Source organism: Acinetobacter sp. BD54, from assembly GCF_044778325.1.
GTDB classification, from domain to species: domain Bacteria; phylum Pseudomonadota; class Gammaproteobacteria; order Pseudomonadales; family Moraxellaceae; genus Acinetobacter; species Acinetobacter baumannii.
Map to the genome: position 1 here is coordinate 183,684 of NZ_JANJEP010000002.1, position 26,582 is coordinate 210,265.

Consider the following 26,582-nt stretch of genomic DNA (forward strand, 5'->3'; position numbering starts at 1 on the left):
AATATCTATAAAAAAAGAGGCTAACGATTTAGCCTCTTTTTTACTTCTATTATTTATTTTTTAGTGAGAACAATAACGCAGAGGAATATTAAAACTAAACCTAAATAACTATTCATTGTTAAACTTTCGCCTACTACAACAACTGCCAATAACGCTGCAACAGGAATTTCGACCAAAGCTAACGTCATGGCTTGACTGGCTGGAATACGTTTTAAACCAAAGCTAAAAAATAAATAGCCTAAGAACATAGGTACGATTGGGATATAAAGGGCTACCCAAATATTATTTGGATAATTAAATAGGTGAGTTGCTGTAATTAATAAAGTAGGTAATAACAGAACTGCTGAAATCCCAAAGATCACGCCCATGGCAGCTCTTGAGTCGATGCCTTTATGGATTAAGTTTTTCATAATCCATGAATATGTTGCATAACTCAGACTTGAGAGTAAGCCAAAAAATACACCTAATAACCGTTCGGATTGGCCCCCTTGATGTTGGTGACTATGTTCGCCTGCATATGAGAGTAAAACGACTCCTAAAAAACCAAGAATAAAACTGATAAGCCATTTTAAAGAAAGCTTACATTTATCTAATAACCACTCAAGCATGACTGAAAACAAAGGGGCGCAACCAATTGAAATAACAGTACCAATAGAAACACCAGCTAATGAGACTGAGGAATAAAAAGCAAACGGGCAAAGAATAGAAACAATGACGGCAATCAAAACTTTAGTTTTATAGTCAAAAAGCTTTCGGTAATCTTTTTTAATAGCTTTTAAACTTAAAAATGTGTGAATTAAACCACCGAAGCCCACAGAAATAGTAGCAATTACAAGTGGACTGATGCCCTTTGCAAAAGATGCTGCTGTGCCTGCCGTACCCCATAGAAAAGCAGCAAATAGTACAGATAAGAAACCCGTATAATAAGTCAGGGAAAATTTTGCTTCTGTTGGCGTACTCATATGAAGTGACTCAAACTCTGAAAGTTTTATGCAGCAAGATTTCTACAAGATAATAATTTTTACCTTGTAAGGAATAATCAGCTCAATGGATAAGAATTTTTGACAGTTTCCCGTCAAGAGAACAGGGTAGTATGCTGGTATTTATGACGATTTGCTTGGTTAAATACAATAAAATAATGACGATTTCGGCATAGTCTAATAATAGTTTTGTGAATTAAATGGTATAAAGTATACTTTGTATATGAATGATTTTAAAAATTATTGGTTTATAGTGATATAAAAATAGTTTTTAAAAGCTTTATATGAAGGATAAGCCGTACCGAAAATGATGCTTTCAAAGCAATAATTTCATTATGGTGGATGACTAAAATTATCATCTTTTTGTTTGTGTCATATTTTGAGGTTAAGAGAATATTCGTGACGCTACCATCTTTTAATGTATCAAATCTTGGTGCAATGCCTTCGGTATCTGAAGTTATTGTCAAATATATTAGAGAAGCAATTATTGCAGGGCATATTGCTGAAGGTGAGCCTATCCGTCAGGATGAAATTGCCAAGCTATTTAATGTCAGCAAAATTCCGGTACGTGAAGCCTTAAAGCAACTTGAAGCCGAAGGCTTAGTAGAGTTTATAAAAAATCGCGGTGCAATTGTGACCCGAATCTCTGAAGAAGAATTAGCTCAGATTTTTGAAGTACGGGTTATGTTAGAAACGAAGCTGATTCAGCTCGCCGTGCCGAATATGACAGAAGAGACTTATAAAAAGGCAGATGAAATTTGTAATGCCTTTATTGATAACATGGATATTGGAAGCTGGACCACATTAAATTGGCAGTTACATGCCTGCCTGTATGAACCAGCACAGCGGCCTTATATGCTCGGATTAATTCGTTCTATTTACGATAAAATTGAGCGTTATTTAAGATTACAAATGAATGTTTCCGAAGGTAAATCGCGTGCAAATGATGAGCACAAAGAAATTGTGAAAGCCTGTAAAGCCAAGGATGTTAATTTGGCGGTTAAGTTAATTGAAGAGCATATTAATGGTGTTTGCCAATCACTTTATGAACATCTACCTCACCATAAAAATGGGAAAAACTAAGCGCTGCATTCTTTATCATTTCAATTAGGCCAATGGCCTAATTTTTTTGTCTTTATTTTAGCTGAAGTAAGTTTTCACTATGCTGATTTCGTCATAGATTTATAAGAAAACGATCAAGCTTGCTGTTTTGAGATCAGTCATCCTAAAGGAAAATGTAAGGATACTTCTATGAAAACAGTAAAAATTTTGGACTCTCATACTGGTGGTGAACCAACACGATTAGTACTTGAAGGTTTTCCTGATTTAGGCACAGGAGATATGGAAAGCCGCCGAAAAATATTATCAGAACAATATGACCATTTCCGTAGAGCAACCATGTTAGAGCCGCGCGGTAATGATGTGTTGGTTGGCGCATTATTGTGTAAGCCAGTGAATCCCAAAGCGAGCGCGGGCGTTATTTTCTTTAATAACACGGGCTACCTTGGCATGTGCGGTCATGGCACGATTGGTTTAGTGGCTTCGTTAGCACATTTGGGAAAAATACAAGTAGGCACGCATTTAATTGAAACTCCAGTAGGTGATGTTGAAGCGACATTGCATGAAGATCATTCAGTGAGTGTGCGAAATGTACCGGCATATCGTTATAAAAAAGCAGTCGAAGTTGATGTTGAAAAATATGGAAAAGTTACTGGTGATATTGCATGGGGCGGTAACTGGTTCTTCTTGATTAATGATCATGGTCAACGTGTTTCAAGTGATAATTTAGATCAACTTACTGAATATGCGTGGACTGTTAGACAAGCACTTACGGCACAAGGAATAACTGGTAAAGATGGGCAAGAAATTGACCATATCGAATTATTTGCAAGTGACACCGAAGCAGATAGTAAAAATTTCGTGCTTTGTCCAGGCAAGGCCTATGACCGTTCACCATGTGGAACCGGAACCAGTGCGAAAATTGCTTGCTTGGCTGCAGATGGCAAACTTGAGTCAGGAAAGTTATGGAAACAAGCCAGCATTATTGGTAGTCAGTTTATTGCCTCTTATGAGCAAGCAGGGGAATATGTGATTCCAACCATTCGTGGAGAAGCTTACATGAGTGCTGAAGCAACTTTATTTATGGATGAAAATGACCCATTTGCTTGGGGTATTCAGCTATGAGAACCGATGCCATCGTCATTGGTGCAGGTATTGTGGGGGCGGCATGTGCTTATGAATTGGCTCGGCAAGGGTTAAATGTGCAAGTTTTGGATGCTCGGATTGGTGGTGCCACAGCCGCGGGCATGGGGCATTTGGTCATTATGGATGACTTGGAAGCCGAATTAAAACTTAGTCATTGGTCAGTTCAGCTATGGCATGAATTAGGACACGAACTTTCGGAAGACTGTGCCTATCGCCAAACGCCAACTTTATGGCTGGCAAGTAGCCCAGAAGAAATGCAGATTGCTGAGGAAAAATATCAACGTCTCACTGCACAAGGTGTCCGTTGCCAACTTCGAAACGCAGATGAAGTTCATCAGCTTGAACCTCACTTAAAGCAGGGTCTTTATGGTGGTTTAGAAGTTTTTGATGATGGAATTTTATATGCACCTTGTGCTGCTGAATGGTTATTAAAAAAATTTCCCCACAAGGTTCAGGTTCAACAAGCTAAAGTTATTCATATTGAAGAAAATCGGGTTCAGTTAAGTGATGGCACATGGCTAAAAGCTGCGTATATCGTTTTGGCTAACGGTATTCATGCGACAGATTTTTTTTCAGAGCTACCGATTGAACCTAAAAAAGGTCATTTGGCGATTACTGACCGTTACCCTGAATTAAATGTAAAACATACATTAGTGGCTTTGGCTTATGCGGCCAGCACTCAAGCGACAAGTGGAATTTCGGTGGCTTGTAATATTCAGCCTAGACCGACGGGCCAGCTTTTTATTGGGTCATCTCGTCAGTTCAATACGGTTGATCCGACCGTGGAGCCGGAAGTCTTTACTCGTGTGCTTAAAGAAGCTGCCGATTATTTTCCAACTTTGGCTGATCTTAATGTTATTCGGGCATGGACTGGCTTTCGTGCTGCTACTCCAGATGGTATTCCGGTAATTGGACGACATCCTGCATTTGAATCGGTTTATTTAGCGGTAGGTCATGAAGGATTAGGTGTAACCACAGCAACAGGTACAGCAAAACTGATTGTCTCACACATATGTGGATTAACTTTTGATATAGATCCAGAACCTTTTTTACCTCATCGCTTTATAGGAGCTGCATAGATGATTCAGCTTTTTATTAACGGCCAACCGGTTTCTGTGATTGAAGGTACGAGTGTTGCTGCTGCTTTAGCACAAGCGAAGTCTTACAGCCGTTTGTCAGTTTGTGGTGAAAAACGTACTCCATTTTGTGGAATGGAAGTTTGTCAGGAATGCCGTGTCAATATTAATGGACTCAGAGTGCTTGCTTGTCAGACGCTGTGCCAGCAAGACATGAAAGTGGAAACACAATAATGGAAAAACAATACGATGTGGTGGTTGTCGGTGCTGGGCCTGCAGGGTTGTCAGCTGCTATTGCAGCCGCCGAAAGTGGCGGGCGAATTTTAATATTGGATAATAACCCACAGGCGGGCGGTCAAATCTGGCGCGCTGGACCGATTTTCCCTGTACCTGAAATGGCGCAGCAGAAATATCAACAAATTAAGGCTCATTCTAATATTGAATTTATGTTTGGTGCGAAAATTGTCGCCGCACCTTTTGCAGGCCAATTGCTTGTTGAGCGACCTCACGACAGCCTAAACTTGTCTTATCGCCAGCTTATATTGTGTACGGGAGCAAGAGAACTGTTTTTGCCTTTTCCCGGTTGGACTTTACCTGGCGTAACAGGGGCAGGTGGTTTGCAAGCCTTAATTAAAGCAGGCACACCTGTCAAAAATGAACGCATTGTGATTGCAGGTTCAGGGCCATTACTTTTAGCAAGTGCGGATACGGCAAAAAAAGCAGAGGCTCAAGTTCTCTATGTTGCCGAACAGGCGGCTTCATCTTCCGTTCGTAAATTTGCACTACAACTTTGGCGTTGGCCTTCGAAAGTAATACAAGCGTTATCTTTACCTCATCGTTTATATCAACCTGACAGTTATGTGGTTGAGGCGATTGGTCAGGAGCGTCTTGAACGAGTAAGGCTACAAACGCCGAAGGGAATCATTGAAATTGAGTGTGATCGACTCGCGTGCGGATTTGGCTTAGTCCCGAATACTCAATTAGGGCAGTTAATGGGTTGTCAAATTAAGGACAATGCGATTACGGTCGATGACTATCAACGTACATCACAGCCACAGGTGTGGGCAGCAGGTGAGTGTACAGGTTTTGGCGGAAGTGAGCTGGCGATGGTTGAAGGTAGCATCGCGGGTTATGCAGCTATAGGCCAAAATGAAAAAGCGAGACAATTATTTGCTCAAAGACAACGGTATCGTTTATTTGCACATCTCCTTGAGAAAAGCTTTAAGTTACGTGCTGAGTTAAAAACGCTTGCACGCTCAGAAACTATTTTTTGTCGATGTGAAGATGTAACTTTTGATAAAGTTGCCGAGCGTAAAAGTTGGATTGATGCAAAATTACATACACGCTGTGGAATGGGGGCGTGCCAAGGAAGCACGTGTGCAACAGCAGCAGCTTGTTTATTTGATTGGCAGTTGCCTAACTCTAGACCACCATTACTTCCTACTCGTGTAAAAAGCCTCATGGCGATGTCTACTTCTCCTTTAAATCAAAAATGAAATGTTCTAGAGTAGACAAGTTATAACTTTGTCCGCTCTAGCTCATGACTTTGGTTCAAATTCCGAAACTAACTACCACTTTGGAAGATTTCTTAAAAAATCTGGAAAGTATAGAACCATTGTTTGATGCTTTATCTTCGGTGGTGTTTTTCATCAAAAATACCGAAGCACGCTATGTATTTGTCAATCAAACATTAGTAAATCGCTGCGGTCTAAAGGATAAAACTGCAATATTGGGAAAAACCTCTTCTGAAGTTTTTCCTCATTCACTTGGAAAAATATATACATCGCAAGACTTGCAAGTTATTCGCCGTGGTAAAAAGTTAACAGAGCAATTAGAACTACATTTATATGCAAAAAATCAGTCGGGTTGGTGTTTAACTTATAAAGAACCATTATTTGATGCGGATGGAAACTTAGTAGGAATAGCGGGTATTTCTAATGATTTAAATGTGCCTGAAAATACACACCCTGCTTTTTACAAAATGGTTCAGGTTGAGGAATATATTAAAAAGAATTATGCCGAAACCATTACTTTGGCAAATTTGACTGCAATTGCTGGCGTGTCGGTGGCTCAGTTAGAACGTTATTGCAAAAAAATATACCATTTAACGCCTCGGCAAATGATTAGCAAAATTCGTCTCCAAGTCGCCACTGAACTGCTTACGACTGACTTACCGATTACTCAAATTGGTTTGCGCTGTGGTTATACCGACCATAGTGCTTTTTGTCGTCAGTTTAAGCTGCATACAGGCATGTCGCCTACCTTATATCGCGCCTCTACCAAAAATATTTAGATAAAAAAATGGGTTGTATAGAACAACCCAAATCATTATTAAGTGCTGAATTTGTATATTAAAGATTAATCTTTAAAAGCCAATGATCGGCCTTTGGTTTCTTTCACCAGCAAAATCGAGACAATAGAAATCAGACTTGCGGCAACCAAATATAAAGAAATCGGAACCGAGCTATTAAATTCTTTGAGTAATGTTAGGGCAATTAATGGAGCAAGCGAACCTGCCATAATGGGTGCGACTTGATAACAAAATGAAAGCGCCGTATAGCGGATGTGAGTTGGAAATAACTCAGTCATTAACGCAGAGTAAGGCGAGTAGGTCATGGACTCAATAAATAAACCAAGCACAATTGCTAACATAATGAGCCAGTCATTGCCTGTATCCATTAAAGGAAAGCCGACAAAACCCCAAAAAGCAGTAAGTACAGCTCCAATAAGATAAATAGGTTTGCGGCCAAATATATCGCTTAAATGCCCCATAAAAGGAATAATAAAGAAATGGATCAGATGAGCGCCAAACATGAGCAGTAAGATCTGCGAAGTATCTTTATGGACGACTAACTTTAAATAACTGATCGAAAAAGTAACCACCATATAGTACAAAATATTTTCTGCAAATCTGGCACCGATACCCGCAATAACAGATTTCTTATGATATTTTAAAACCTCAATAATCCCGAGTTGTTGTTTTTCAAGAAGCTGTTGTTTGGCCTGTGCTTCTTTAAACACTTCGGCATCGTCTACATTTTTTCGAATCCATAATCCAATCAGTACCACGACTGCTGAGAACCAGAATGCACAGCGCCATCCCCAATCTAGGAATTGTTCGGGTGAGAGGTTTTTTGAAAGTAATAATAAAACCAGTGTGGCTACTAAATTTCCGAGCGGTACACCAGTTTGTGGCCAGCTTGCCCAATAACCTCTGCGATCATCTGGACTGTGCTCTGAAACCAAAATAACTGCGCCGCCCCATTCACCACCAAAAGCAAAACCTTGAATTAAACGCAGTATCACTAGGAGTGTAGGTGCCCAATAGCCAATTTGATGAAAGGTCGGAATACAGCCCATTAAAAAGGTAGTGATACCGACAATAATCAGGCTAATTTGCAATAATTTCTTGCGCCCAATTTTATCGCCGTAATGCCCAAACACGAGGCCACCGAGAGGTCTTGCTAAAAAGCCAACAGCATACAAGGCAAAGGCCGCCAAAATTCCATCTATAGCATTGCCAGTTTGTTGAAAGAAAAGTTCGCCAAAGACAAGGGCAGAAGCGGTGCCATAAAGGAAAAATTCATACCATTCTGCTACGGAGCCGACCATAGAGGCCGCGACTACCTTTTTTAGTGTTGTCGTCATATACCAATATCCTTATTTGAAAATATGTTACGCATTGATTTGATGGAGCATCTTGCTATTTATTTTTTGCACTTTTTATTTAAATAATGTGCGATTACGCTGGAGGTTTTGGACTAAAAAAGGAGTTCATCTCTTGGATAAACTCCTTTAAAAAATTAAAGAGCAGCTTTACTCATTTCACCATTAACTAAGCGCGCAATACCAAGCGGATTGGCATTTTGAAGGGCGAGTGGCAATAAGTGATCTGGATAGTTTTGGTAGCATACTGGACGTAAATAACGCTCGATTGCCAAGGTTCCTACCGATGTACCGCGTGCATCTGAAGTTGCAGGATATGGCCCACCGTGTACCATGGCATCACAGACTTCCACACCTGTTGGGTAACCATTTAGAAGTAAACGTCCTGCTTTTTCTTCAAGTAATGGAATAAGTGTCGCGAAGTTCTCAAAATCTTGTGGCTCGGCAATTAATGATGCTGTAAGTTGACCACGTAGACCATTTAAAGCGAGAGCGAGCTGCTCTGCCGATTCAACTTCAATCACAATCGTAGTAGGGCCGAACACTTCTTCTTGAAGTAATTCATCATGCTCGAGTAAAAGAGATACATCGGCTTTAAAGAGCTGAGGATAGGCTTGCTTGCCTTGTTGTGGTTGACCCGCTAAATGCGCTATTTTGTCATGTGCGAGTAATTCTTTCAGGCCATGCTCGTAGCTTCTTAAAGTACCTTTGTTAAGCATAGTTTGTGGCGGTTGCTGAGCCATTGCAGCCTTGAAATGGTCAAGGAATTGGCTAAATTCAGGTGATTTAATTCCAATAATTAGGCCCGGATTAGTACAAAACTGACCGCAGCCTAAAACCACTGAACCACTAAGTTCGGTCGCAATTTTATCACCACGCACTTTTAGAGCTTCGGGTAATAAAATCATTGGGTTAATGCTCGACATTTCGGCAAAAACAGGAATGGGTTCAGGACGTGCGGCAGCTAAATCGCATAGAGCACGACCACCTTTGAGTGAACCTGTAAATCCAACGGCTTTGATTGCTGGATGTTTTACCAGTGGCTCACCGACACCTTGACCATAAATCATGCTAAAGATGCCTTTTGGCATAGAGCATTTCTCAATCGCACTACAAATGGCATTTGCAATGGATTCGGCGGTTGCCATGTGACCGCTATGAGCCTTCACAATAACTGGACATCCAGCCGCAAGTGCCGAAGCTGTATCACCACCAGCAGTAGAAAAGGCAAGAGGGAAATTACTAGCGCCAAATACAGCAACTGGTCCAACACCGATTTTATATTGACGTAAATCTGGACGTGGAAGTGGTTGACGCTCAGGTAAAGCCAAATCAATACGGGCACCTAAATAGTCACCACGGCGTAATACTTGAGCAAACAGACGTAATTGACCTGTAGTTCGCCCACGTTCACCGCGAATACGCGCTTCCGGCAAAGCAGTTTCTTGACAGACTGTTGCAATAAACTGGTCATCAAGCGCATCAATTTCACTGGCAATCGTTTCTAGAAAAACGGCGCGTTGTTCTGGCGTAGTTTGTCTAAAAGCCGGATAAGCCAATGCAGCTGCTTGAGCTGCCTGATCAATTTCTTCAGGAGTTGCTTGAGCAAACTGATAGGGTAATGCTTCATCTGTTGCAGCATCGTAGCTTAATACAAACTTACTGCCTGCACTTGAACGTTGACCTGCAATAAAATTTTGACCAGTGATATTTAACATTATCAACCTCACTTGAGAGTGAACGTCAAAAGTGGTTCTTCTGACGTTGGAGAGTTATCAAAGCGAAGGTTTTACATTTGAAGATATTGTATTTTGTATACGGTATTAATCAAAAGAAAACCTTAACTTATATGTGTTTAAGCAAATGATTGCTAAGCTTCATCGTCATTTTTAATCAGTGCTTTTGGTAAACCTGAGCGTATACCCCAGTAGTAACAACCAAGAGAAATCACCATGACGAATAAGGTGTCGAAAGGCGCTGCCAATAGGTGTGATGCTCCATCACCGAAGCTGCCAAGGTAAGAGGCAAGAATCATTAAAATGTAGTAAACAAGGAGCCACGCTGATGACTTTAACTGTTGGGCAAGGCTGACTTCTTGGGTTGGCACGTAGCGCTTAAAAATGACATAGAGTGCAAACAACACGATTTGTGCGCCTAGCAACCATGAAATGACATTCCAGCCAGACCAATACACAATAAAAGACGCAATGACAAAAGCGAGCGGCCCGAGAACAGTAAATCCTTTTACATAGAATGGACGTTCAAGCTCAGGGGCATTACGGCGTAAAGCACCTACTGTGACAGGAGCAAGGGCATAACTTAAAACTAAAGCTGCCGAAACTACGGAAATTAATTTATCCCAAGATGGAAACGGCATGGTCCAAAATACTGAAAGTGCAAACGTTAACCATAATGCATAACGAGGAATACCTGATTTTGGATCTACACGCGTAAAAATACGGAAGAATGTATTACTGTTTGACCATGCATAAATGACACGTGGAGTTGCAGCCATATAGATATTGCCGCAGCCAGACGGAGAAATAATGGCATCTGAAACAACTAAGAGTGCTAACCATCCCAAACCTAATAACATGGCAATGTCGCGGTAAGGTAATGGGAACTTGTCACTAAGTCCTGACCAACCATTTGCTAACATATCGGTAGGTACTGCACCTAAGAAAGCAACTTGAAGCACTACATAAATAATCGTTGCCAAAACGACAGATAAGATGAGTGCAAAAGGAATCGTAAATTGAGGACGTTTTACTTCACTTGCTACCGAAATAATCGGCGTTAAACCCAAATACGCAAAAATAATACCGCCAGCAGATACGGCACCTTGTACGCCGTGAGCACCCATCGGGGCAAACTCGGTCATTGAGAAGTTTGCAGGTTTAAAATGGTATAGAAGAGCAACCATCACTAAAACCGGAACAGCAAATTTCAATGCACTAATCAGGTTGTTGGCAATTGCAAAGGTTTTTACGCTGTAATAGTTCAATGCAAAAAATACGCATAAAAGTGCAAACTGAAACAACCATCCAATGGTAGTTGGAGACCGAACACCATCATGTACGGCGGTAAGAGAAGGGAACCATGCTGCTGCATATTCGCGGGCAGCGACGACTTCAATTGCAATTAAACTTGAAAAGGCAATGACGGTCACAGAACCCAATAAATATCCTTGTAATGGGCCATGTGAAAATACGGGATAACGGATAATACCGCCTGCTCGGGGTAAGGCTGCGCCTAACTCACAATAAATAATTCCCAGAATTAAAACGGCAAAGCCCCCAATAATCCATGACAATATACCCGCAGGGCCGGCTTGAGAGGCCACATGACTTGCTGAAAATAACCATCCTGAACCGAAAATGGCGCCTAAGCCAATGAATGTAAGATCCATTAGAGATAACTGTTTTTTAAACTGACTTGTCATTACGTTTTCCTTAACGACAGAACTATTGTTCTTTCATATATCGTATACGATATATGGTTGTTGGTAAATAGGGGAATTTTTATTCTATTTATGGACAATGAATGATTTAAATACTATGTAAATGTTTGTTTTTAATTGATTTTAAATATTTTAAATTTCAAGTAAATAACTTGAAAACCAAATATTTTTTATAAAAAATTGGCAAAGGTTTGTGATTTTATTTGCTCAAAAGAACAATTCTTCAATATTGGTTGAGTCATTTACCATTTAAATTAATGGAAAATTCAATTTTTAAAAAAGACTGTATTAGCAATTGATTGTGTTATTTTTAGGCAATGAACCATTTATTTTCAGTGCTTTATAGATGGCTTAATGATAATTTTAGAGCTATCCGAAAGGACACAATAATGACGAACATACGAATAATAATGAATCGAAGGTAGGACCACGTGTTTATTAGTGTATTTGATCTTTTTAAAATTGGCATCGGCCCATCTAGCTCCCATACAGTTGGACCCATGCGAGCGGCATACAGTTTTGTGGATGATTTATTGAAGCAAGACGATTTACAAGCCACCGTTAGAGTTCAGGTGAAGTTATACGGTTCGCTGTCGGCAACCGGTGTCGGTCATGCGACAGATAAGGCTGTTCTGTTAGGTTTAATGGGTTTTGACCCTGAACATATTGATACCCAAGTAAGCACAAGCCTGATTGAAGATGTTCTTGAAAATAAAGCCATCCAGCTTAATCAGCAAAAGAGTATTTCTTTTGATTATAAGCATGATGTGCTTTTTTTAGATGAATCTTTGCCTTATCACCCCAACGCAATGGAATTGATTGCGTATAACGGGGCTCAAGAAATTTTATATGCAGAAACTTACTATTCGGTTGGTGGTGGCTTTATTGTCAGTGAAAGACAATTAACACACACACAAACTGAAACCAACGACGTTAAAGTTCCATATCCATTTCATAGTGCGGCTGAACTTTTAAGCTTATGTAGAACTCATCATTTATCAGTGAGCGAGTTAATGCTTGAAAATGAAAAAAGCTGGCGTAGTGAAGCTGAGATTCGTAGCAAGATTATGGAAATCTGGAAAGTGATGCAGCAATGTATTCACAACGGATTAATTAATGAAGGCATATTACCGGGCGGTTTAAACGTAAAACGTCGGGCTAAAAAAATTCACGATAAGTTATTAAATAAGAAAAACTCAAACCTGATTGTGACGACTTTTCATGCGATGGAATGGGTCAATTTATTTGCCTTAGCGGTAAATGAAGAAAATGCTGCTGGCGGTCGAGTAGTGACGGCACCTACAAATGGGGCCGCAGGAATTATTCCGGCAGTTTTATATTACTACGTGACTTTCTCTAAAGACTTTTCCGAAGATAAAGTAGTTCGCTTTTTTCTAAGTGCGGCAGCCGTTGGCATTTTATGTAAACTCAATGCTTCTATTTCTGGTGCAGAAGTAGGGTGTCAGGGTGAAGTCGGTTCGGCATGTGCAATGGCTTCGGCAGGGTTAGCCGAGATTTTAGGAGCATCGCCTGAACAGGTGGAACATGCGGCTGAAATTGGGCTTGAACATAATTTAGGTTTAACGTGTGACCCGATTGGTGGTTTGGTTCAGGTGCCTTGCATTGAACGAAATGCAATTGCCGCTGTAAAAGCCATTAATGCAGCCCAAATGGCACTTCATGATGACGATGAACACTTTGTCACACTAGATAAAGTCATTCAGACTATGAAGGAAACAGGTAAAGATATGTCTGAGAAATATAAAGAGACTTCAAAAGGTGGCCTTGCTGTTAACGCAATTGAGTGCTAAAAAATGAGATGGGGACGAGGTGACCCCATCTCATTTTAAACATTAAGCCTCACGAGCAACTAAGGTTAAAATGTCGTAAGTTGCGACAAGTTCACCGCGTTGGTTTTTGACTTTAATATCCCATACCACAACGCCATGCGCAGGTTGAGACGGGTCTTTTTGTGGTTTAGGTGTTTTTTGCTTACAGGTCAGTTCAACCTGAATCGAGTCACCGATTTTAACCGGTTCAACAAAACGTAAATTGTCCATACCATAATTGGCAATCACAGGACCTTGTGCTGCATCTACAAATAGACCTGCTGCAGCAGACACAATGAAGTAACCGTGTGCCACACGCTCTCCAAAGAAAGACTCGGCCGCTGCGATTTTGTCAGTATGTGCATAGAAGTAGTCACCGCTTAAACAAGCAAAATTGACAATATCTGCTTCGGTGACTGTACGGCGTGCTGTTAATAGGCGTTCACCAATCATTAACTCATCAAAAGACTTTTTAAATGGATGTACGCGGTCTTCATTAACTTTTGAGCCAGCAGTCCATGAGTGAGTAATTTGTGTCAGACTGTTTGGAGAGCCTTGAATTGCAGTGCGCTGCATATAATGTTTAACCGCGCGAATACCACCTAACTCTTCACCGCCACCTGCACGGCCAGGGCCGCCGTGTACTAAATGTGGAAGTGGTGAACCATGACCTGTACTTTCTTTTGCTGACTCTGCATCGAGTACATGCACACGGCCATGCCAAGGCGCAATTTTTTGAATAATCTGTTCAATATTTTCATCGTTATTTTTAACGACAGAAGCCACTAGGCTACCTTCACCACGTGAAACAAGATCAGCTAGTTCTTCAATGTTTTGATATGGCATGAGTGTACATACCGGACCGAAAGCTTCCGTGGTATGAACATTCGTTGCTTGTAAAGGCTGTTCGCACACCAATAAAGTTGGAGCGAAAAAAGCACCTTTTTCAGGATGGTCTGCATTAAATGTAAAACTATCGTTTCCACCAAAAACAATTTTTGCATCTTTGCTGAGTTCGGCAACTTTTTCTGCAACGTCATGTTTTTGTTTAATGCTCGCTAAAGCCCCCATGGTGGTTTCTTCTTTTTGAGGGTCGCCCACCACAACTTTAGCAAGTTTGGCAGTCAGCTTCTCTTGTACAGTCGCTAACAAGTTTTCAGGAACAAATGCACGACGAATTGCAGTACATTTTTGGCCTGCTTTTGTAGTCATTTCACGGAAGACTTCACGCACAAATAAATCGATAGTTTCTTCATTTGCCTCAGGGCTTAAAATTGCACTGTTTACCGAGTCGGCTTCCATGCTAAATGGAATCGAATATTTATTGAGGTGAGGGTGGTTACGTAGTTTTTGGCCTGTGTAAGCAGAACCCGTAAACGTGACACAGTCTTGTGGGCCTAACTGTTCTAACAGGTCATAAGTCTGACCGCAAATGAGTTGTAGTGAGCCTTTTGGTAAGACATGTGTTTCCTCAATGGCTTTTACAACTGCTTGAGTTAATTGGGCACCATCGGTTGCTGGTTTCACAATACATGGCACGCCTGCAAGTAGCGTCGGTGCAATCTTTTCAAGCATTCCCCAAATTGGGAAGTTAAAAGCATTAATGTGAACGGCAACACCTGCTTTAGGGCTTAAAATGTGTTTAGCGCCGAAAGTGCCATTTTTAGATAATTGAATCCAGCTGTCTTCAGTAATAATTTTTTCATCATTGAGTTCACGGCGAACCAGACTCGAATAAGCAAATAATGTCTGGATCCCGCCTTCAATATCAATCCACGCATCTTTACGAGTTGCGCCTGTCGCATAAGCAAGTTTGTAGAAGTCTTCCTTACGTTCAAGTAAATGTTGGGCAATTTGTTTTAACGCATTGGCACGTTGGTGAAATGTCCAGTTAGCCAGTTCTGAACCATTCTGTTTGGCATACTGAACAACACGTTTCATATCTATGCCATGACTACTTACGGCATAAATCGATTCACCTGTAATGGCATGATAAACGGTACGTAATTCTTCGTCAGACGAATGCCATGTTCCATAGACATAAGAAGCAAGATGAGGCAGTTGATGCTCAGACTGCTGAAAATCTGTGTCAGTTGAGGTTCCTTCTAGGTGTGCTTGTTCAAGCATGACCAAACTCCTTTTTTATTTGATACATCAATTATAAAAATTGCAAAAATATGATTCATAATTTCAGATTAATTTGTATAAAAGTCAACTTTATTTTGATTTTTAAAAGTAAAAAAGTTTTTTGCATTTAACTTAATTTTATAAATTTCAATAGTTTGAATTGTTTTGCTGTTGTAGATTTAATTTGATACTAAAAAATTAGTTGACTTTGTTTTTTGTGTATCGAAAAATAGATTTAAGGGTGATACCTACAGGGAATGAAAGAATGGAAAACAATTACCAGAAATTTGAACAAAATATTGCCAATGAAATTACGATCGAGGCTAAGGATCAAATGCCTGATGCCTACCGCAAAACATTGATTCGTCAAATCGGGCAACATGGCCATTCTGAAATTGTAGGTATGTTGCCTGAAGGAAACTGGATTACTCGTGCGCCAACTTTAAAACGTAAAGCGGTTTTGCTCGCGAAAGTACAAGATGAAGCGGGTCATGGTTTATATCTGTATAGCGCAGCAGAAACCTTAGGTGCTGACCGTGATGACATGATGGAAAAGTTGATTAATGGGAAAATGAAATACTCATCAATCTTTAACTATCCAACTTTGACTTGGGCAGATGTTGCTGCAATTGGTTGGCTTGTCGATGGGGCAGCCATTGTGAACCAAGTTGCGCTTTGCCGTACCTCTTACGGGCCATATGCACGTGCAATGGTACGTATTTGTAAAGAAGAAAGTTTCCACCAACGCCAAGGTTTTGAAGCCATGATGGCTTTGGCAAACGGTACACCGGAACAAAAACAGATGGCACAAGATGCAGTGAACCGTTTCTGGTGGCCAGCACTGATGATGTTTGGTCCAAGTGATGAGCACTCTCCAAACAGCGCACAAAGCATGGCGTGGAAAATCAAACGCTTTAGTAACGATGAATTACGTCAAAAGTTTGTCGATAATACCGTACCTCAAGTGTTGCAACTTGGCTTGGAAGTACCAGACCCAGATTTAAAGTTCAATGAAGAAACAGGCCACTATGAGTTTGGCGAGATTGACTGGCACGAATTTAATGAAGTGATTGCCGGACGTGGACCATGTAATCACGAGCGTATCGAAGCCCGCCGTAAAGCATGGGAAAACGGCAAATGGGTTCGTGATGCAGCAGTAGTCTACGCGAAAAAACAGCAGCTTGAAGCGAACAAAGTGGCTTAACAAGATTTATGGAAAAATTTGAGGAAATCAAAATGGAAGATAAAAATAACTGGTCGCTCTACGAAGTATTTGTACGTAGTAAACAAGGCTTAAGCCACCGTCATGTAGGCAGCTTAAGAGCACCTGATGATGAAATCGCATTGCAACATGCTCGTGATGTTTACACGCGTCGTAATGAAGGAATTAGCATTTGGGTGGTTCGTTCAGAACTGATTAAGTCATCACAGCCAGATGAAAAAGCTGAATTTTTCGATCCTTCTTTAGACAAGGTTTATCGTCATCCGACTTTTTACCATATCCCAGATGGCATTGAGCACATGTAAGGGGAATGGCACATGAATCATTCAGTTTTATCTAAATTCTTATTACATATTGGCGACAGTCAACTGGTTTTATCTCAGCGCTTGGCTGAATGGTGCGGGCATGCACCTGAGCTTGAAATTGATATTGCTTTAGCCAATATCGGTCTGGACTTGTTAGGTCAAGCAAGAAACTTTCTGACTTTAGCGGGTCAATATGATGAAGCTAAGCGTGATGAAGATCAGCTTGCGTATTTCCGTACAGAACGTGAGTTTTTAAACCTCTTATTGTGCGAACAACCCAATGGTGACTTTGCACAAACGATTGTACGCCAGTGGTTGATGGACCATTACCATCTCCATTTATTTACGGCTTTAGCGCAAAGCTCACTTCCTGAATTAAGCGCCCTTGCTGTGAAATCTTTAAAAGAAGTGAAGTATCACATCCGTTTTTCAACAAGCTGGATGGAACGTTTAAGTTTAAGCACAGATGAAGCGCATCAACGTGTACAAGACGGATTAAATAATTTATGGCGCTTTACCGCTGAATTATTTGAACTGAGTGCAGACGAAAAAGCACTAGTTGCAGAAGGTGTGATTCCAGATTTTTCAAATGAAAAAGAGCAATGGAACCAAACCATTGCAGATGAGCTTAAGCGTTTTGAATTAAATGTTGCTGTGAACGGTGCTTATCGCCGTGGTGCGAAACAAGGATTGCATACCGAGCATTTGGGTTATTTGTTGGCTGAAATGCAATGTATTCAAAGAACTTATCCGGGAATGACCTGGTAAGACAAGGAGGTGAGCCATGCAAATGATTCGTCATTGCATCGACCAATGTTGGGATGTTCTACAAACGGTAAGTGACCCTGAAATTCCGGTTTTATCGGTTGTCGATTTGGGCATGATTCGCGGTGTAGAGATTAACGATCAACAAGAAATTATTGTTCGTCTAACTCCGACATATAGCGGTTGCCCAGCAACAGATATGCTCAAAGCACAAATTGTGGAGGCATTTAGCGCAGAAGCTTTGACACCGGTCAAAGTCATGGTCGATTTATCAGAAGCATGGACCACGGACTGGATGTCTGAAGCAGGGAAAAAGAAACTGCAAGTTTATGGCATTGCACCACCTGAGGGGTTGGCGCATCAGTGTGGAACTCACGTTCATTTAAATGATGGTGTCGAGTGCCCACGTTGTAAAAGCCGACATACCCGACTGTTAACAGAGTTTAGTTCTACCGCCTGTAAAGCACTATATAAATGTCAGGACTGTCTTGAGCCTTTTGATTACTTCAAATGTATTTAAGTCTTTAGATAAGGAAATCAGCCATGAGCCAATTTGTACCATTAAAAGTAAAAAGTATTACGCCGCAAACCGATCAGGCAATTTGTATTGCATTTGACGTTGTACCTGAACAACAAGAACAATTTCAATTTCAACCGGGACAACATTTAACCATTCGCCATTTAACTGAAGCGGGTGAAATCCGCCGTTGCTATTCAATTTGTAGCTATGCGGGCAAAGAAGACATCAGTATTGCGGTTAAAAAAATTGATCAGGGTCAATTTTCAAACTGGGCCAATGACCATTTAAAAGTGGGCGATGTGCTTGAAGTCATGCCACCACAAGGTGTGTTTTTTCAAAAAGCAGCCAAGATGGGCGGACAAAACTATTTAGGCGTTGCGGCAGGCAGTGGTATCACGCCAATTCTATCAATTATTAAACAAGTTTTATTTGAACAACCTGAAGCTAACTTTACCTTGCTCTATGGCAATCGCTCATGGAAACAAACCATGTTTGCCGAGCAAATTATGGATTTGAAGGATCAGTTTAAAGAACGCTTTCAACTCATCAATATTTTTTCTCGTGAATTCAACGATAGTGAGTTGATGAACGGTCGTATTGATGCAGAAAAGCTAAAACAACTTTTTGATTTTGAAGTGCTTGAAACAAACTTTGACCATGTGTTTGCCTGCGGCCCAGACGAAATGATGAATGCCGTAGAAAATACTTTACCGAACTTTGGTATTGCCAAAGAGCGCATTCACACCGAACGTTTCCATACAGGCCAAGCGCGTAAACGTAGTGTTGAAGCGGATGCAAACCGTAAAGAAGAAAAAGTAAACATCATTTTAGATGGCCGTGAACTGATTGTTTCTGTGGCTCAAGATGATGAAAGTATTCTTGATGCGGCTTTACGTGCGGGTGCCGACTTACCGTATGCATGTAAAGGTGGGGTGTGTGCGACCTGTCGTTGTAAGGTACTTTCTGGCGAAGTTGATATGTTCCTTAACTATAGTCTTGAAGAAGATGAAGTTGAAAAGGGCTATGTGCTGAGCTGTCAGACCTTACCAAAAGGCTCAAATGTTCGCTTGAGTTTTGATGAATAGAGGCCGTCATGCAAGAGTTGATCAAAGCCAGTACAGCTGCTGACGGTGTTTTGTTATTAACCCTAAACCGTCCAGAAAAAAGAAATGCTTTAAACAATGCAACATTGCAGTGTTTATGCGAGTTGCTCGAAGAAGCTGAACATAATGCTCAAGTCAAAACGGTGGTTTTAACGGGTAATGCTCAGTGTTTTGCGGCTGGAGCAGATCTGAGTGAGTTGGCTGCAATGGACGCCGTAACTTTGCAACTCGATATTCGCCCGAAGCTTTGGCAGAAAATTGATGCGTTTAATAAGCCACTCATTAGCGCAGTTAATGGCTATGCCTTAGGCGCTGGGTTCGAATTGGTTTTGCATTCAGATATGGTGATTTGCGGTGAAAATGCCCGTTTTGCTTTACCTGAAATTGGCCTTGGTATGTTGCCGGGTGCAGGCGGAACACAGCGTTTGGCTCGCTTGGTTGGGCAACAGCTCACCATGCGCTGGGCCATGACAGGTGAAATGATTTCGGCAAAACAGGCAGAGCAACATGGCATTTGCAGTCAAGTGGTGCCGACCGAATTAACCGTCGAATACGCCGTTCAACTTGCAGCCAAAATTGCCAAACAAGCGCCTTTAGCGATTCGTGTGATTAAACAATCAATTAAAAGTATTCATGAAACAACGTTAAGTCAGGGACTCAAGTTTGAACGTCAAAACTTTGTCTGGCTGGCGGCTACAAAAGATCGAAACGAAGGGATTAATGCTTTCTTTGAGAAAAGAAAGCCAGTGTTTAGAGGTGAATGATGGACTATCAAAATATTATTGCTGAAGAAAAAAATGGTGTTGGCTACCTGACATTTAACCGTCCAAAAGCACTGAATAGCTTTAACGTTGATATGCACCGTGAAGTTGTCGAGGTTTTAAACCTGTGGACTAAAAATCCGGATGTTCGCTGTGTGGTGATTAGTGGCGAAGGCCGCGGCTTTTGTGCAGGGCAAGATTTAGGGGACCGTGTAGTAGACCCAAACGCTGAAGCTCCAGATTTAGGATATTCCATTGAAACTTACTATAACCCGCTCATTAAAACGATTGTAAATATGCCAAAGCCTGTGATTTGCGCCGTAAATGGTGTGGCGGCAGGTGCAGGGGCAAATATTGCACTGGCATGTGATTTGGTGATTGCGGCTAAATCGGCAAACTTCGTACAAGCATTTTGCCGCTTAGGTTTGGTTCCAGACTCGGCGGGTACATGGTTTTTACCACGTGCTGTAGGTCATGCGCGTGCTATGGGATTGGCTTTGTTAGGTGACAAGCTCCCAGCAGAAACCGCAAAAGAATGGGGCATGATTTGGGATGTGGTTGAAGACGCCGAGCTTAAAACAAAAGTGACTGAACTCGCTGAACGTTTAGCGAAACAGCCTACATTTGGTCTATCTCTCATTAAAAAAGCCATTCATCAATCAAGCAATAACACTTTTGATGAGCAAATGCTGTTAGAGCGTGACTTACAACGCATTGCAGGCCGTTCCGAAGATTATCGTGAAGGGGTACAAGCCTTTATGAATAAACGTGAACCAAATTTTAAAGGGCGCTAAGCATGACAGATTTAGACTTATCTCGTGCCCGAATTGCCGTTATTGGTTCTGGTACCATGGGCATCGGCATTGCCCAGTTAGCCATCGTTAATGGGCACTCGACCATTTTATATGATCTGGACGCTCAAAAAGCGCAACAAGCCGCTCAAGGCTTAGGGCAGACTTTTAAAAAGCTGGTCGAAAAGAACAAGCTCACACAACAGCAAGCTGATGAAGCCTTAGCGCGTTTAACGGTGGTCAATCAAGTTGAAGCACTCCGTGATGCTGACTTGGTTATTGAAGCAGTTGTTGAGAAAAAAGAAGTTAAACAGTCTTTATTTAAGCAACTCGCTGAAATTTGTAGCGCGCAAACCATTTTTGCAAGTAACACATCTTCAATTTCAGTGACTGCAATTTCGGCGGGTATTGCTCATCCTGAGCGCGTAGTAGGTTTACACTTTTTTAACCCTGCGCCAGTCATGAAATTGGTCGAAATTGTACAAGGCTTAAAAACACCAAACAGCTTATGTTTGGCTCTAAAAAATTTGATGTTGAATTGGAAAAAAATTCCAGTACTCACCAAGTCGACTCCCGGTTTTATTGTTAACCGAATTGCACGGCCGTTTTATGCAGAAGGCTTTAGAGCGCTGCAAGAACAAGTCACCAGCTATGACCAGCTAGATTATGCCTTAAAGCAATGTGGCGGTTTTGCGATGGGGCCTTGTGAACTCACCGACCTCATTGGGCAAGATGTTAACTTTTCGGTAACCCAAAGCGTTTACCAAGAGTTTTTTTACGAACCACGCTACCGTCCAAGCCTCATTCAAAAAGAATTGGTCGATGCAGGTGCTTGGGGCCGTAAGTCAAAACAAGGCTTTTATACCTATAACGAAAAAAATCAGTACGAGACATTTCAGCCTCAAGCTGTGGTTGCCAAGCCTGTCGATGCCCATATTCAGCTAAAAGGGACTTGGTCTCAGCTACCTGCGTTTTTAACCCGTTTAGGTTTAAAAATCGGATCTGCGAGTGATGACAATATCCTTCAAATTGATGATATCGACTTGCGTTTAAGCCAAGGTGAGTCAGCCAATATTCATTACCTAAGCCGTAAAGTGGTTTTAATGGATTGGCATCATGATTTTGAGCAGGCGGAGGCTTTAGTACTGAGTCATAACGAGCTTTGTGAAGCAAGTGATCTGGCTAAAGTTGAGGCTTACTTTGCACAGTTTGGTATCAGCGTGATGTGGATTAAAGACCATCCGGCACTGTTAACCTTACGCACCATCGCTTTACTCATTAATGAAGCTTGCGAAGCAAGTTTACATGGTGTTGCGAGTCTGGAAGATATTGATAATGCCATGAAATATGGAGTGAATTATCCTAAAGGCCCTTACCAGTGGTTGACACAAATGGGCGGTGCTTATGTGCTCCAAACCTTAAATAACTTATATGCACTGTATGGAGAGGAAAAATATCGCGCGAGTATCTACCTCAAGCAATATGTAGCGAAAAATCAAAACATTGCTACCCAATATTCACGCGATATGACCGAATTTGCATAATCAGGAGTCAACATGGAAGACGTTTTAATTTGCGATTTTATTCGTACCCCAATTGGACGATATGCAGGTGCCTTAAGTGCAGTACGTGCAGATGATCTAGCTGCATTGCCAATCAAATATTTAAAAGATAAATACCCGAACTTGCCGTGGAATACGGTAGACGAAGTGTTTTTAGGATGTGCCAACCAAGCAGGTGAAGACAACCGTAACGTTGCACGTATGGCAACACTCTTGGCGGGCTTACCAGATACAGTTCCGGCCATGACTGTTAATCGCTTATGCGCTTCAGGCCTAGATGCGGTAGGGCTTGCAGCACGCTCAATTAAAGCAGGTGAAGCGCAGTTTGTGTTGGCAGGTGGTGTGGAGTCAATGAGCCGTGCACCATTTGTACAAGCTAAACCGACCGAAGCGTTTAGCCGTACACCTGAAATTTATGACACCACCATTGGCTGGCGCTTTGTAAATAAGCAACTTAAAGCACAATACGGTACCGACAGCATGCCGGAAACTGCCGAAAATGTGGCTGAAAAATATCAAATTAGTCGTGAAGACCAAGATGCGTTTGCATTGCGTAGCCAACAAAAAACGGCTGCTGCACAACAAAACGGTTTCTTTAACGATGAGATTTTGCCTGTCGAGATTATAGACCGTAAGAAAAACGTGAACGTTGTGAATCGTGATGAACATCCGCGTGAAACGACACTTGAAGCACTTGCTAAGCTAAAAGCGCCGTTTAAAAAAGAAGGTGGTTCGGTGACTGCCGGAAATGCCTCTGGTGTAAATGATGGTGCCGCGTGTGTATTAATTACCAACCGTGAATTTGCAGATACACATGGTTTAAAACCTTTAGCACGCGTGATTGGCATTGCAAGTGCAGGGGTTGAACCCAAATATATGGGTATAGGTCCTGTTCCGGCTGTACAGAAAATTTTAAAGCAAACAGGTTTAACGCTAGATCAGATGGATGTGATTGAGCTGAATGAAGCATTCGCAGCCCAATCTTTAGCTTGTATGCGTGAACTTGGTTTAAAAGATGATGATGAACGCGTGAACCCAAATGGTGGTGCAATTGCGTTAGGACATCCGCTCGGTATGAGCGGTACACGTTTAGTCATTACCGCAACACGTGAGCTAAAAAAACGCGGTGGACGCTATGCACTTTGCACGATGTGTGTAGGTGTTGGACAAGGTGTTGCACTGATTTTGGAAAACTTAAATTAATTCAGACGGTTTTTAAAATTACATAATGAGGAGAGAGGCGATGGACAGCCTTACAATGGATAATGTTGAGCAATTAACACTTGCAGAGCTTAGAGAGCTGCAAACTAAACGGTTAAAACAAACCCTGACTTTTGTATATGAAAATAGTCCGGTCTATAAGAAAAAGTTCGATGAAGCAGGTGTACATCCTGATGACTTCGTGACTTTAGACGATCTGGCAAAGTTTCCATTTACCACCAAACAGGATTTAAGAGACAACTATCCTTTTGGAATGTTTGCCGTACCGCAAGAGCAAATTGTGCGTTTACATGCATCATCGGGTACAACGGGTAAACCGACTGTGGTGGGGTATACCCAAAAAGATATTAACACTTGGTCGGACATTGTTGCGCGTTGCTTACGTATGGCAGGTTTAACCGCGAAAGACATGGTTCAGGTGGCTTATGGCTATGGACTGTTTACAGGTGGACTAGGTGCACATTATGGTGCTGAGCGCTTAGGTGCAACGGTTATTCCAATGTCTGGCGGGCAAACTGAAAAGCAAGTTCAGCTTATTCAAGACTTTAAACCGACTGCAATTATGGTTACGCCATCGTATTGCGTGAGTATTATTGAAAAGCTCGAGCAACAATTTGGTACTGCACGTAATACCTCTTTAAAAGTCGGTATTTTTGGTGCCGAGCCGTGGACCAATGAACTACGCCGTGAAATTGAAGAACGTCTCAATATTAAAGCACTCGATATTTATGGTTTGTCTGAGGTCATGGGGCCGGGCGTTGCGATGCAGTGCTTAGGTGAGGGCGAAGGACTAACCATTTGGGAAGATCATTTCTACCCAGAAATTATTAACCCTGAAACAGGTGAAGTCTGCAAAGATGGCGAACTTGGCGAGTTAGTCTTTACCACGATTACCAAAGAAGGCTTACCGATTATTCGTTACCGTACTCGTGATTTGACCCGCTTACTACCGGGAGAAAATCTGGCAATGCGTAAGATGGATAAAATTGTGGGTCGTAGCGACGACATGCTGATTATTCGCGGCGTGAACGTTTTCCCGACTCAGATTGAAGAGCAAATTTTGCAAGTTCCACATTTAGTTCCAAATTATGAAATTTTGGTGACTAAAAAAGGCCATATGGATACTTTGCATATTCGTACAGAGATGTGTCATAACTGTACTATACAGGCCAATCAACTTGCTCAGGAGTTGATGAAACGCATTAAAACCATGATTGGGATTAGCGTTACTGTAGAAGTTGTGACAGAAGCGACCTTACCTCGTTCGGAAGGTAAGGCAAAGCGGGTAATCGATATGCGTCAGATTGCTTAACATCAAGATCATTCAGGGTATAGAATCTATACCCTGAAACTAAACGCCAAGACATGAGTATGAGTGCAAAAATACAGCAAATAATTGATTCTGTTGTAAAGAATGAAACCTTAAGTGGAACTTCGCTTATTTCGACAATTTTTGGAGATTCAGTACTTCATCGGGGTGGAAATATTAGTCTTGCAAGCCTGATTCAGTTATTAGAGCTATTTGGTTTTAATGACCGCGCTGTAAGAACCTCTGTTTTTCGTTTAGTTAAAAATGATTGGTTATGTTCAGACAAAATCGGCAGAACCAGTTTTTACCGAATTACCGATTCAAGCCGTTCGACTTATTTGCAAGCTGAGCAACGCATTTACAACGACCAGATGAAAGAGTGGGACCATTATTGGGATCTTATTCTGATGTCTAGCCTCGATACTGAAAATAAAGCGTTGTTAAAGAAAGAACTTGAATGGTTAGGATTTGCCAATATTTCGACAAACTTAATGGCTTATCCGGGTTGTAACCGTATTGAACTGCAACGCTTGTTGGTTGACTTAAATATGAGTGAGCAAGTGGTGGTGTTTAAGGCCGAAACCTTGCAGCTCTTTAATAATTCGCTCGATACCATTGGACGTATGCTCAGAACCAACTGGCCCATCGATGAATTACGCCAAAGATACCTACAGTTTCTCGATATTTTTAGAGAAATTGGGGTATTGCTGATGCAGGAAAACGAACAACTCGAACCTGTTCAGGCCTTTCAAATTCGAACTTTGCTGATTCATTATTATCGACGGATTTTGTTGAAAGACCCTGCATTGCCACTTGAGTTGTTGCCAACTGATTGGCCCGCGATTAGTGCACGAACTTTATCAATGAATATTTATAAAAAAGTATTTGAACCTGCGGATGAATACTTCTTGTCTGTTGCTGCAACAGCAGAAGGGCCAATGCCAAATGCCACAGCACATTATTGGCGCCGTTTCGGAGGTTTGGTTGCGACAAATGAGAGGTTAAATCATGCCTTGTTATAGTATTGACGGTGTTATTCCAGTTGTTAGCCCAGATGCTTTTGTACACCCAACCGCTGTTTTAATTGGTGATGTGATTATTGAAGCGGGCGTGTATGTGGGGCCATTTGCTTCATTGCGTGCCGATTTTGGACGTATCCATATTAAGCAAAATGCCAATATACAAGATAGCTGCACCGTACATGGTTTTCCGCAAAGCGTGACTTTAGTTGAAGAAATGGGGCACATAGGGCATGGGGCAATTTTGCATGGCTGCCGCATTGGTAAAAATGTTTTGGTCGGCATGAACAGCGTAATTTTGGACTATGCCGAAATTGGTGAAAACACCATTATTGGCGCAAATAGTCTGGTCAAAACCAAAGATATTATTCCTGCAAATGTATTGGCAATGGGTAGTCCTGCCAAGGTTGCACGTGATTTATCAGAACAAGAAAAAAAGTGGAAAACTAGAGGCACGCAAGAATACATGGAGCTTGCACAGCGCTGCTTAAATTCAATGCAAGAAGTTCAGCCTTTAGCCTCAGAGTTGGATGGCCGCCTGACCTATAAGGACTTTAGTTCTTCAAACTATCAGATTAAACAAGATAGTGTTTAACGGCTATTCATAAGTCGATTTCAATATAGATAGATTTATAACACTTAAGGAATACTCGCACGAGTA

Annotated in this window: 24 protein-coding genes; 19 read left to right on the forward strand and 5 right to left on the reverse strand. The window is 41.4% G+C overall.

Translation table 11 applies throughout. From position 1 onward, the window contains the following. Positions 1-53: 53 nt before the first annotated feature. Complete coding sequence (locus NQ782_RS03650) at positions 54-962, reverse strand: DMT family transporter (protein ID WP_267581177.1); 909 nt, start codon at positions 960-962, stop codon at positions 54-56. 417 nt (positions 963-1,379) lie between these two features. On the opposite strand from NQ782_RS03650, the gene NQ782_RS03655 reads away from it, so the two are divergent. From NQ782_RS03655 to NQ782_RS03680, 6 genes are all read left to right on the forward strand, one after another. After that, positions 1,380-2,063 (forward strand): GntR family transcriptional regulator, encoded by a 684-nt coding sequence (locus tag NQ782_RS03655; protein ID WP_057094103.1) that lies wholly within the window; start codon positions 1,380-1,382, stop codon positions 2,061-2,063. A 168-nt stretch (positions 2,064-2,231) separates the two neighbouring features. Beyond that, the gene (locus NQ782_RS03660; protein WP_000859583.1) at positions 2,232-3,164 is read left to right on the forward strand and encodes a 4-hydroxyproline epimerase; all 933 of its coding nucleotides are present in this window, start codon (positions 2,232-2,234) and stop codon (positions 3,162-3,164) included. Continuing rightward, complete coding sequence (locus NQ782_RS03665) at positions 3,161-4,264, forward strand: FAD-binding oxidoreductase (RefSeq protein WP_057094100.1); 1,104 nt, start codon at positions 3,161-3,163, stop codon at positions 4,262-4,264. Before NQ782_RS03660 ends, NQ782_RS03665 begins: the two co-directional genes overlap by 4 nt. Further along, positions 4,265-4,495, forward strand: coding sequence for a 2Fe-2S iron-sulfur cluster-binding protein (locus tag NQ782_RS03670; protein WP_057094098.1), 231 nt, complete (start codon positions 4,265-4,267; stop codon positions 4,493-4,495). Then, a complete protein-coding gene (locus tag NQ782_RS03675; RefSeq protein WP_031988360.1) occupies positions 4,495-5,757 on the forward strand; it encodes an FAD/NAD(P)-binding oxidoreductase in 1,263 nt (420 codons plus the stop codon). Before NQ782_RS03670 ends, NQ782_RS03675 begins: the two co-directional genes overlap by 1 nt. Positions 5,758-5,801: 44 nt before the next feature. Further along, a complete protein-coding gene (locus tag NQ782_RS03680) occupies positions 5,802-6,554 on the forward strand; it encodes an AraC family transcriptional regulator (RefSeq protein WP_031988361.1) in 753 nt (250 codons plus the stop codon). A gap of 65 nt (positions 6,555-6,619) precedes the next feature. Here NQ782_RS03680 and abaF read toward each other — a convergent pair whose 3' ends face one another. From abaF to NQ782_RS03695, 3 genes are all read right to left on the reverse strand, one after another. Then, positions 6,620-7,909, reverse strand: coding sequence for a fosfomycin efflux MFS transporter AbaF (gene abaF, locus NQ782_RS03685; RefSeq protein ID WP_000214024.1), 1,290 nt, complete (start codon positions 7,907-7,909; stop codon positions 6,620-6,622). A 155-nt stretch (positions 7,910-8,064) separates the two neighbouring features. Continuing rightward, positions 8,065-9,645: an aldehyde dehydrogenase (NADP(+)) gene (locus NQ782_RS03690; RefSeq protein ID WP_057094096.1), complete on the reverse strand. Its 1,581-nt coding sequence runs from the start codon at positions 9,643-9,645 to the stop codon at positions 8,065-8,067. A gap of 152 nt (positions 9,646-9,797) precedes the next feature. After that, complete coding sequence (locus NQ782_RS03695) at positions 9,798-11,369, reverse strand: APC family permease (protein ID WP_000203768.1); 1,572 nt, start codon at positions 11,367-11,369, stop codon at positions 9,798-9,800. 449 nt (positions 11,370-11,818) lie between these two features. Between NQ782_RS03695 and NQ782_RS03700 the strand changes: the two genes are divergently transcribed. After that, entirely contained in the window at positions 11,819-13,198 is a 1,380-nt protein-coding gene (locus NQ782_RS03700; RefSeq protein WP_057093525.1) for an L-serine ammonia-lyase, read from the forward strand. Positions 13,199-13,240: 42 nt separating this feature from the next. On the opposite strand, the gene paaZ is transcribed toward NQ782_RS03700, so the two are convergent. Further along, entirely contained in the window at positions 13,241-15,343 is a 2,103-nt protein-coding gene (gene paaZ / locus NQ782_RS03705; RefSeq protein WP_057093527.1) for a phenylacetic acid degradation bifunctional protein PaaZ, read from the reverse strand. A 265-nt stretch (positions 15,344-15,608) separates the two neighbouring features. Between paaZ and paaA the strand changes: the two genes are divergently transcribed. The 12 genes from paaA to NQ782_RS03765 are packed head-to-tail and all read left to right on the forward strand — an operon-like array spanning position 15,609 to position 26,516. Continuing rightward, the gene (gene paaA, locus NQ782_RS03710) at positions 15,609-16,547 is read left to right on the forward strand and encodes a 1,2-phenylacetyl-CoA epoxidase subunit PaaA (RefSeq protein ID WP_000431128.1); all 939 of its coding nucleotides are present in this window, start codon (positions 15,609-15,611) and stop codon (positions 16,545-16,547) included. A 32-nt stretch (positions 16,548-16,579) separates the two neighbouring features. Further along, complete coding sequence (paaB, locus tag NQ782_RS03715) at positions 16,580-16,870, forward strand: 1,2-phenylacetyl-CoA epoxidase subunit PaaB (protein WP_000389648.1); 291 nt, start codon at positions 16,580-16,582, stop codon at positions 16,868-16,870. A 12-nt stretch (positions 16,871-16,882) separates the two neighbouring features. Next, positions 16,883-17,638 (forward strand): 1,2-phenylacetyl-CoA epoxidase subunit PaaC, encoded by a 756-nt coding sequence (gene paaC, locus NQ782_RS03720; protein WP_001016792.1) that lies wholly within the window; start codon positions 16,883-16,885, stop codon positions 17,636-17,638. Between the two features lie 16 nt (positions 17,639-17,654). Continuing rightward, complete coding sequence (paaD, locus tag NQ782_RS03725; RefSeq protein WP_016685655.1) at positions 17,655-18,155, forward strand: 1,2-phenylacetyl-CoA epoxidase subunit PaaD; 501 nt, start codon at positions 17,655-17,657, stop codon at positions 18,153-18,155. 23 nt (positions 18,156-18,178) lie between these two features. Then, entirely contained in the window at positions 18,179-19,240 is a 1,062-nt protein-coding gene (paaE, locus tag NQ782_RS03730) for a 1,2-phenylacetyl-CoA epoxidase subunit PaaE (protein WP_000077460.1), read from the forward strand. Between the two features lie 8 nt (positions 19,241-19,248). Beyond that, on the forward strand, positions 19,249-20,022 hold the full coding sequence (locus NQ782_RS03735) for an enoyl-CoA hydratase-related protein (RefSeq protein ID WP_057093746.1): 774 nt from the start codon (positions 19,249-19,251) through the stop codon (positions 20,020-20,022). Next, complete coding sequence (paaG, locus tag NQ782_RS03740) at positions 20,022-20,813, forward strand: 2-(1,2-epoxy-1,2-dihydrophenyl)acetyl-CoA isomerase PaaG (protein ID WP_057093748.1); 792 nt, start codon at positions 20,022-20,024, stop codon at positions 20,811-20,813. The genes NQ782_RS03735 and paaG overlap by 1 nt, the downstream gene beginning before the upstream one ends. Positions 20,814-20,815: 2 nt before the next feature. Next, positions 20,816-22,354: a 3-hydroxyacyl-CoA dehydrogenase gene (locus NQ782_RS03745; protein ID WP_057093750.1), complete on the forward strand. Its 1,539-nt coding sequence runs from the start codon at positions 20,816-20,818 to the stop codon at positions 22,352-22,354. A 12-nt stretch (positions 22,355-22,366) separates the two neighbouring features. Continuing rightward, a complete protein-coding gene (gene pcaF, locus NQ782_RS03750) occupies positions 22,367-23,575 on the forward strand; it encodes a 3-oxoadipyl-CoA thiolase (protein ID WP_002069396.1) in 1,209 nt (402 codons plus the stop codon). A gap of 40 nt (positions 23,576-23,615) precedes the next feature. After that, positions 23,616-24,905: a phenylacetate--CoA ligase PaaK gene (paaK, locus tag NQ782_RS03755; protein ID WP_000377856.1), complete on the forward strand. Its 1,290-nt coding sequence runs from the start codon at positions 23,616-23,618 to the stop codon at positions 24,903-24,905. A gap of 53 nt (positions 24,906-24,958) precedes the next feature. Beyond that, positions 24,959-25,924, forward strand: coding sequence for a phenylacetic acid degradation operon negative regulatory protein PaaX (gene paaX, locus NQ782_RS03760; RefSeq protein WP_086231151.1), 966 nt, complete (start codon positions 24,959-24,961; stop codon positions 25,922-25,924). After that, positions 25,911-26,516: a DapH/DapD/GlmU-related protein gene (locus NQ782_RS03765; RefSeq protein ID WP_057093754.1), complete on the forward strand. Its 606-nt coding sequence runs from the start codon at positions 25,911-25,913 to the stop codon at positions 26,514-26,516. Before paaX ends, NQ782_RS03765 begins: the two co-directional genes overlap by 14 nt. The last annotated feature ends 66 nt before the right edge of the window (positions 26,517-26,582 follow it).

What these genes read in the sequence shown, in the direction of transcription:
- NQ782_RS03650 (WP_267581177.1), bottom strand. Translation starts at nt 962, where the DNA reads ATGAGTACGCCAACAGAAGCAAAATTTTCCCTGACTTATTATACGGGT.
- NQ782_RS03660 (WP_000859583.1), top strand. Translation starts at nt 2,232, where the DNA reads ATGAAAACAGTAAAAATTTTGGACTCTCATACTGGTGGTGAACCAACA.
- NQ782_RS03665 (WP_057094100.1), top strand. Translation starts at nt 3,161, where the DNA reads ATGAGAACCGATGCCATCGTCATTGGTGCAGGTATTGTGGGGGCGGCA.
- NQ782_RS03670 (WP_057094098.1), top strand. Translation starts at nt 4,265, where the DNA reads ATGATTCAGCTTTTTATTAACGGCCAACCGGTTTCTGTGATTGAAGGT.
- NQ782_RS03675 (WP_031988360.1), top strand. Translation starts at nt 4,495, where the DNA reads ATGGAAAAACAATACGATGTGGTGGTTGTCGGTGCTGGGCCTGCAGGG.
- NQ782_RS03680 (WP_031988361.1), top strand. Translation starts at nt 5,802, where the DNA reads ATGACTTTGGTTCAAATTCCGAAACTAACTACCACTTTGGAAGATTTC.
- abaF (WP_000214024.1), bottom strand. Translation starts at nt 7,909, where the DNA reads ATGACGACAACACTAAAAAAGGTAGTCGCGGCCTCTATGGTCGGCTCC.
- NQ782_RS03690 (WP_057094096.1), bottom strand. Translation starts at nt 9,645, where the DNA reads ATGTTAAATATCACTGGTCAAAATTTTATTGCAGGTCAACGTTCAAGT.
- NQ782_RS03695 (WP_000203768.1), bottom strand. Translation starts at nt 11,369, where the DNA reads ATGACAAGTCAGTTTAAAAAACAGTTATCTCTAATGGATCTTACATTC.
- paaZ (WP_057093527.1), bottom strand. Translation starts at nt 15,343, where the DNA reads ATGCTTGAACAAGCACACCTAGAAGGAACCTCAACTGACACAGATTTT.
- paaA (WP_000431128.1), top strand. Translation starts at nt 15,609, where the DNA reads ATGGAAAACAATTACCAGAAATTTGAACAAAATATTGCCAATGAAATT.
- paaB (WP_000389648.1), top strand. Translation starts at nt 16,580, where the DNA reads ATGGAAGATAAAAATAACTGGTCGCTCTACGAAGTATTTGTACGTAGT.
- paaC (WP_001016792.1), top strand. Translation starts at nt 16,883, where the DNA reads ATGAATCATTCAGTTTTATCTAAATTCTTATTACATATTGGCGACAGT.
- paaD (WP_016685655.1), top strand. Translation starts at nt 17,655, where the DNA reads ATGCAAATGATTCGTCATTGCATCGACCAATGTTGGGATGTTCTACAA.
- paaE (WP_000077460.1), top strand. Translation starts at nt 18,179, where the DNA reads ATGAGCCAATTTGTACCATTAAAAGTAAAAAGTATTACGCCGCAAACC.
- NQ782_RS03735 (WP_057093746.1), top strand. Translation starts at nt 19,249, where the DNA reads ATGCAAGAGTTGATCAAAGCCAGTACAGCTGCTGACGGTGTTTTGTTA.
- paaG (WP_057093748.1), top strand. Translation starts at nt 20,022, where the DNA reads ATGGACTATCAAAATATTATTGCTGAAGAAAAAAATGGTGTTGGCTAC.
- NQ782_RS03745 (WP_057093750.1), top strand. Translation starts at nt 20,816, where the DNA reads ATGACAGATTTAGACTTATCTCGTGCCCGAATTGCCGTTATTGGTTCT.
- pcaF (WP_002069396.1), top strand. Translation starts at nt 22,367, where the DNA reads ATGGAAGACGTTTTAATTTGCGATTTTATTCGTACCCCAATTGGACGA.
- paaK (WP_000377856.1), top strand. Translation starts at nt 23,616, where the DNA reads ATGGACAGCCTTACAATGGATAATGTTGAGCAATTAACACTTGCAGAG.
- paaX (WP_086231151.1), top strand. Translation starts at nt 24,959, where the DNA reads ATGAGTATGAGTGCAAAAATACAGCAAATAATTGATTCTGTTGTAAAG.
- NQ782_RS03765 (WP_057093754.1), top strand. Translation starts at nt 25,911, where the DNA reads ATGCCTTGTTATAGTATTGACGGTGTTATTCCAGTTGTTAGCCCAGAT.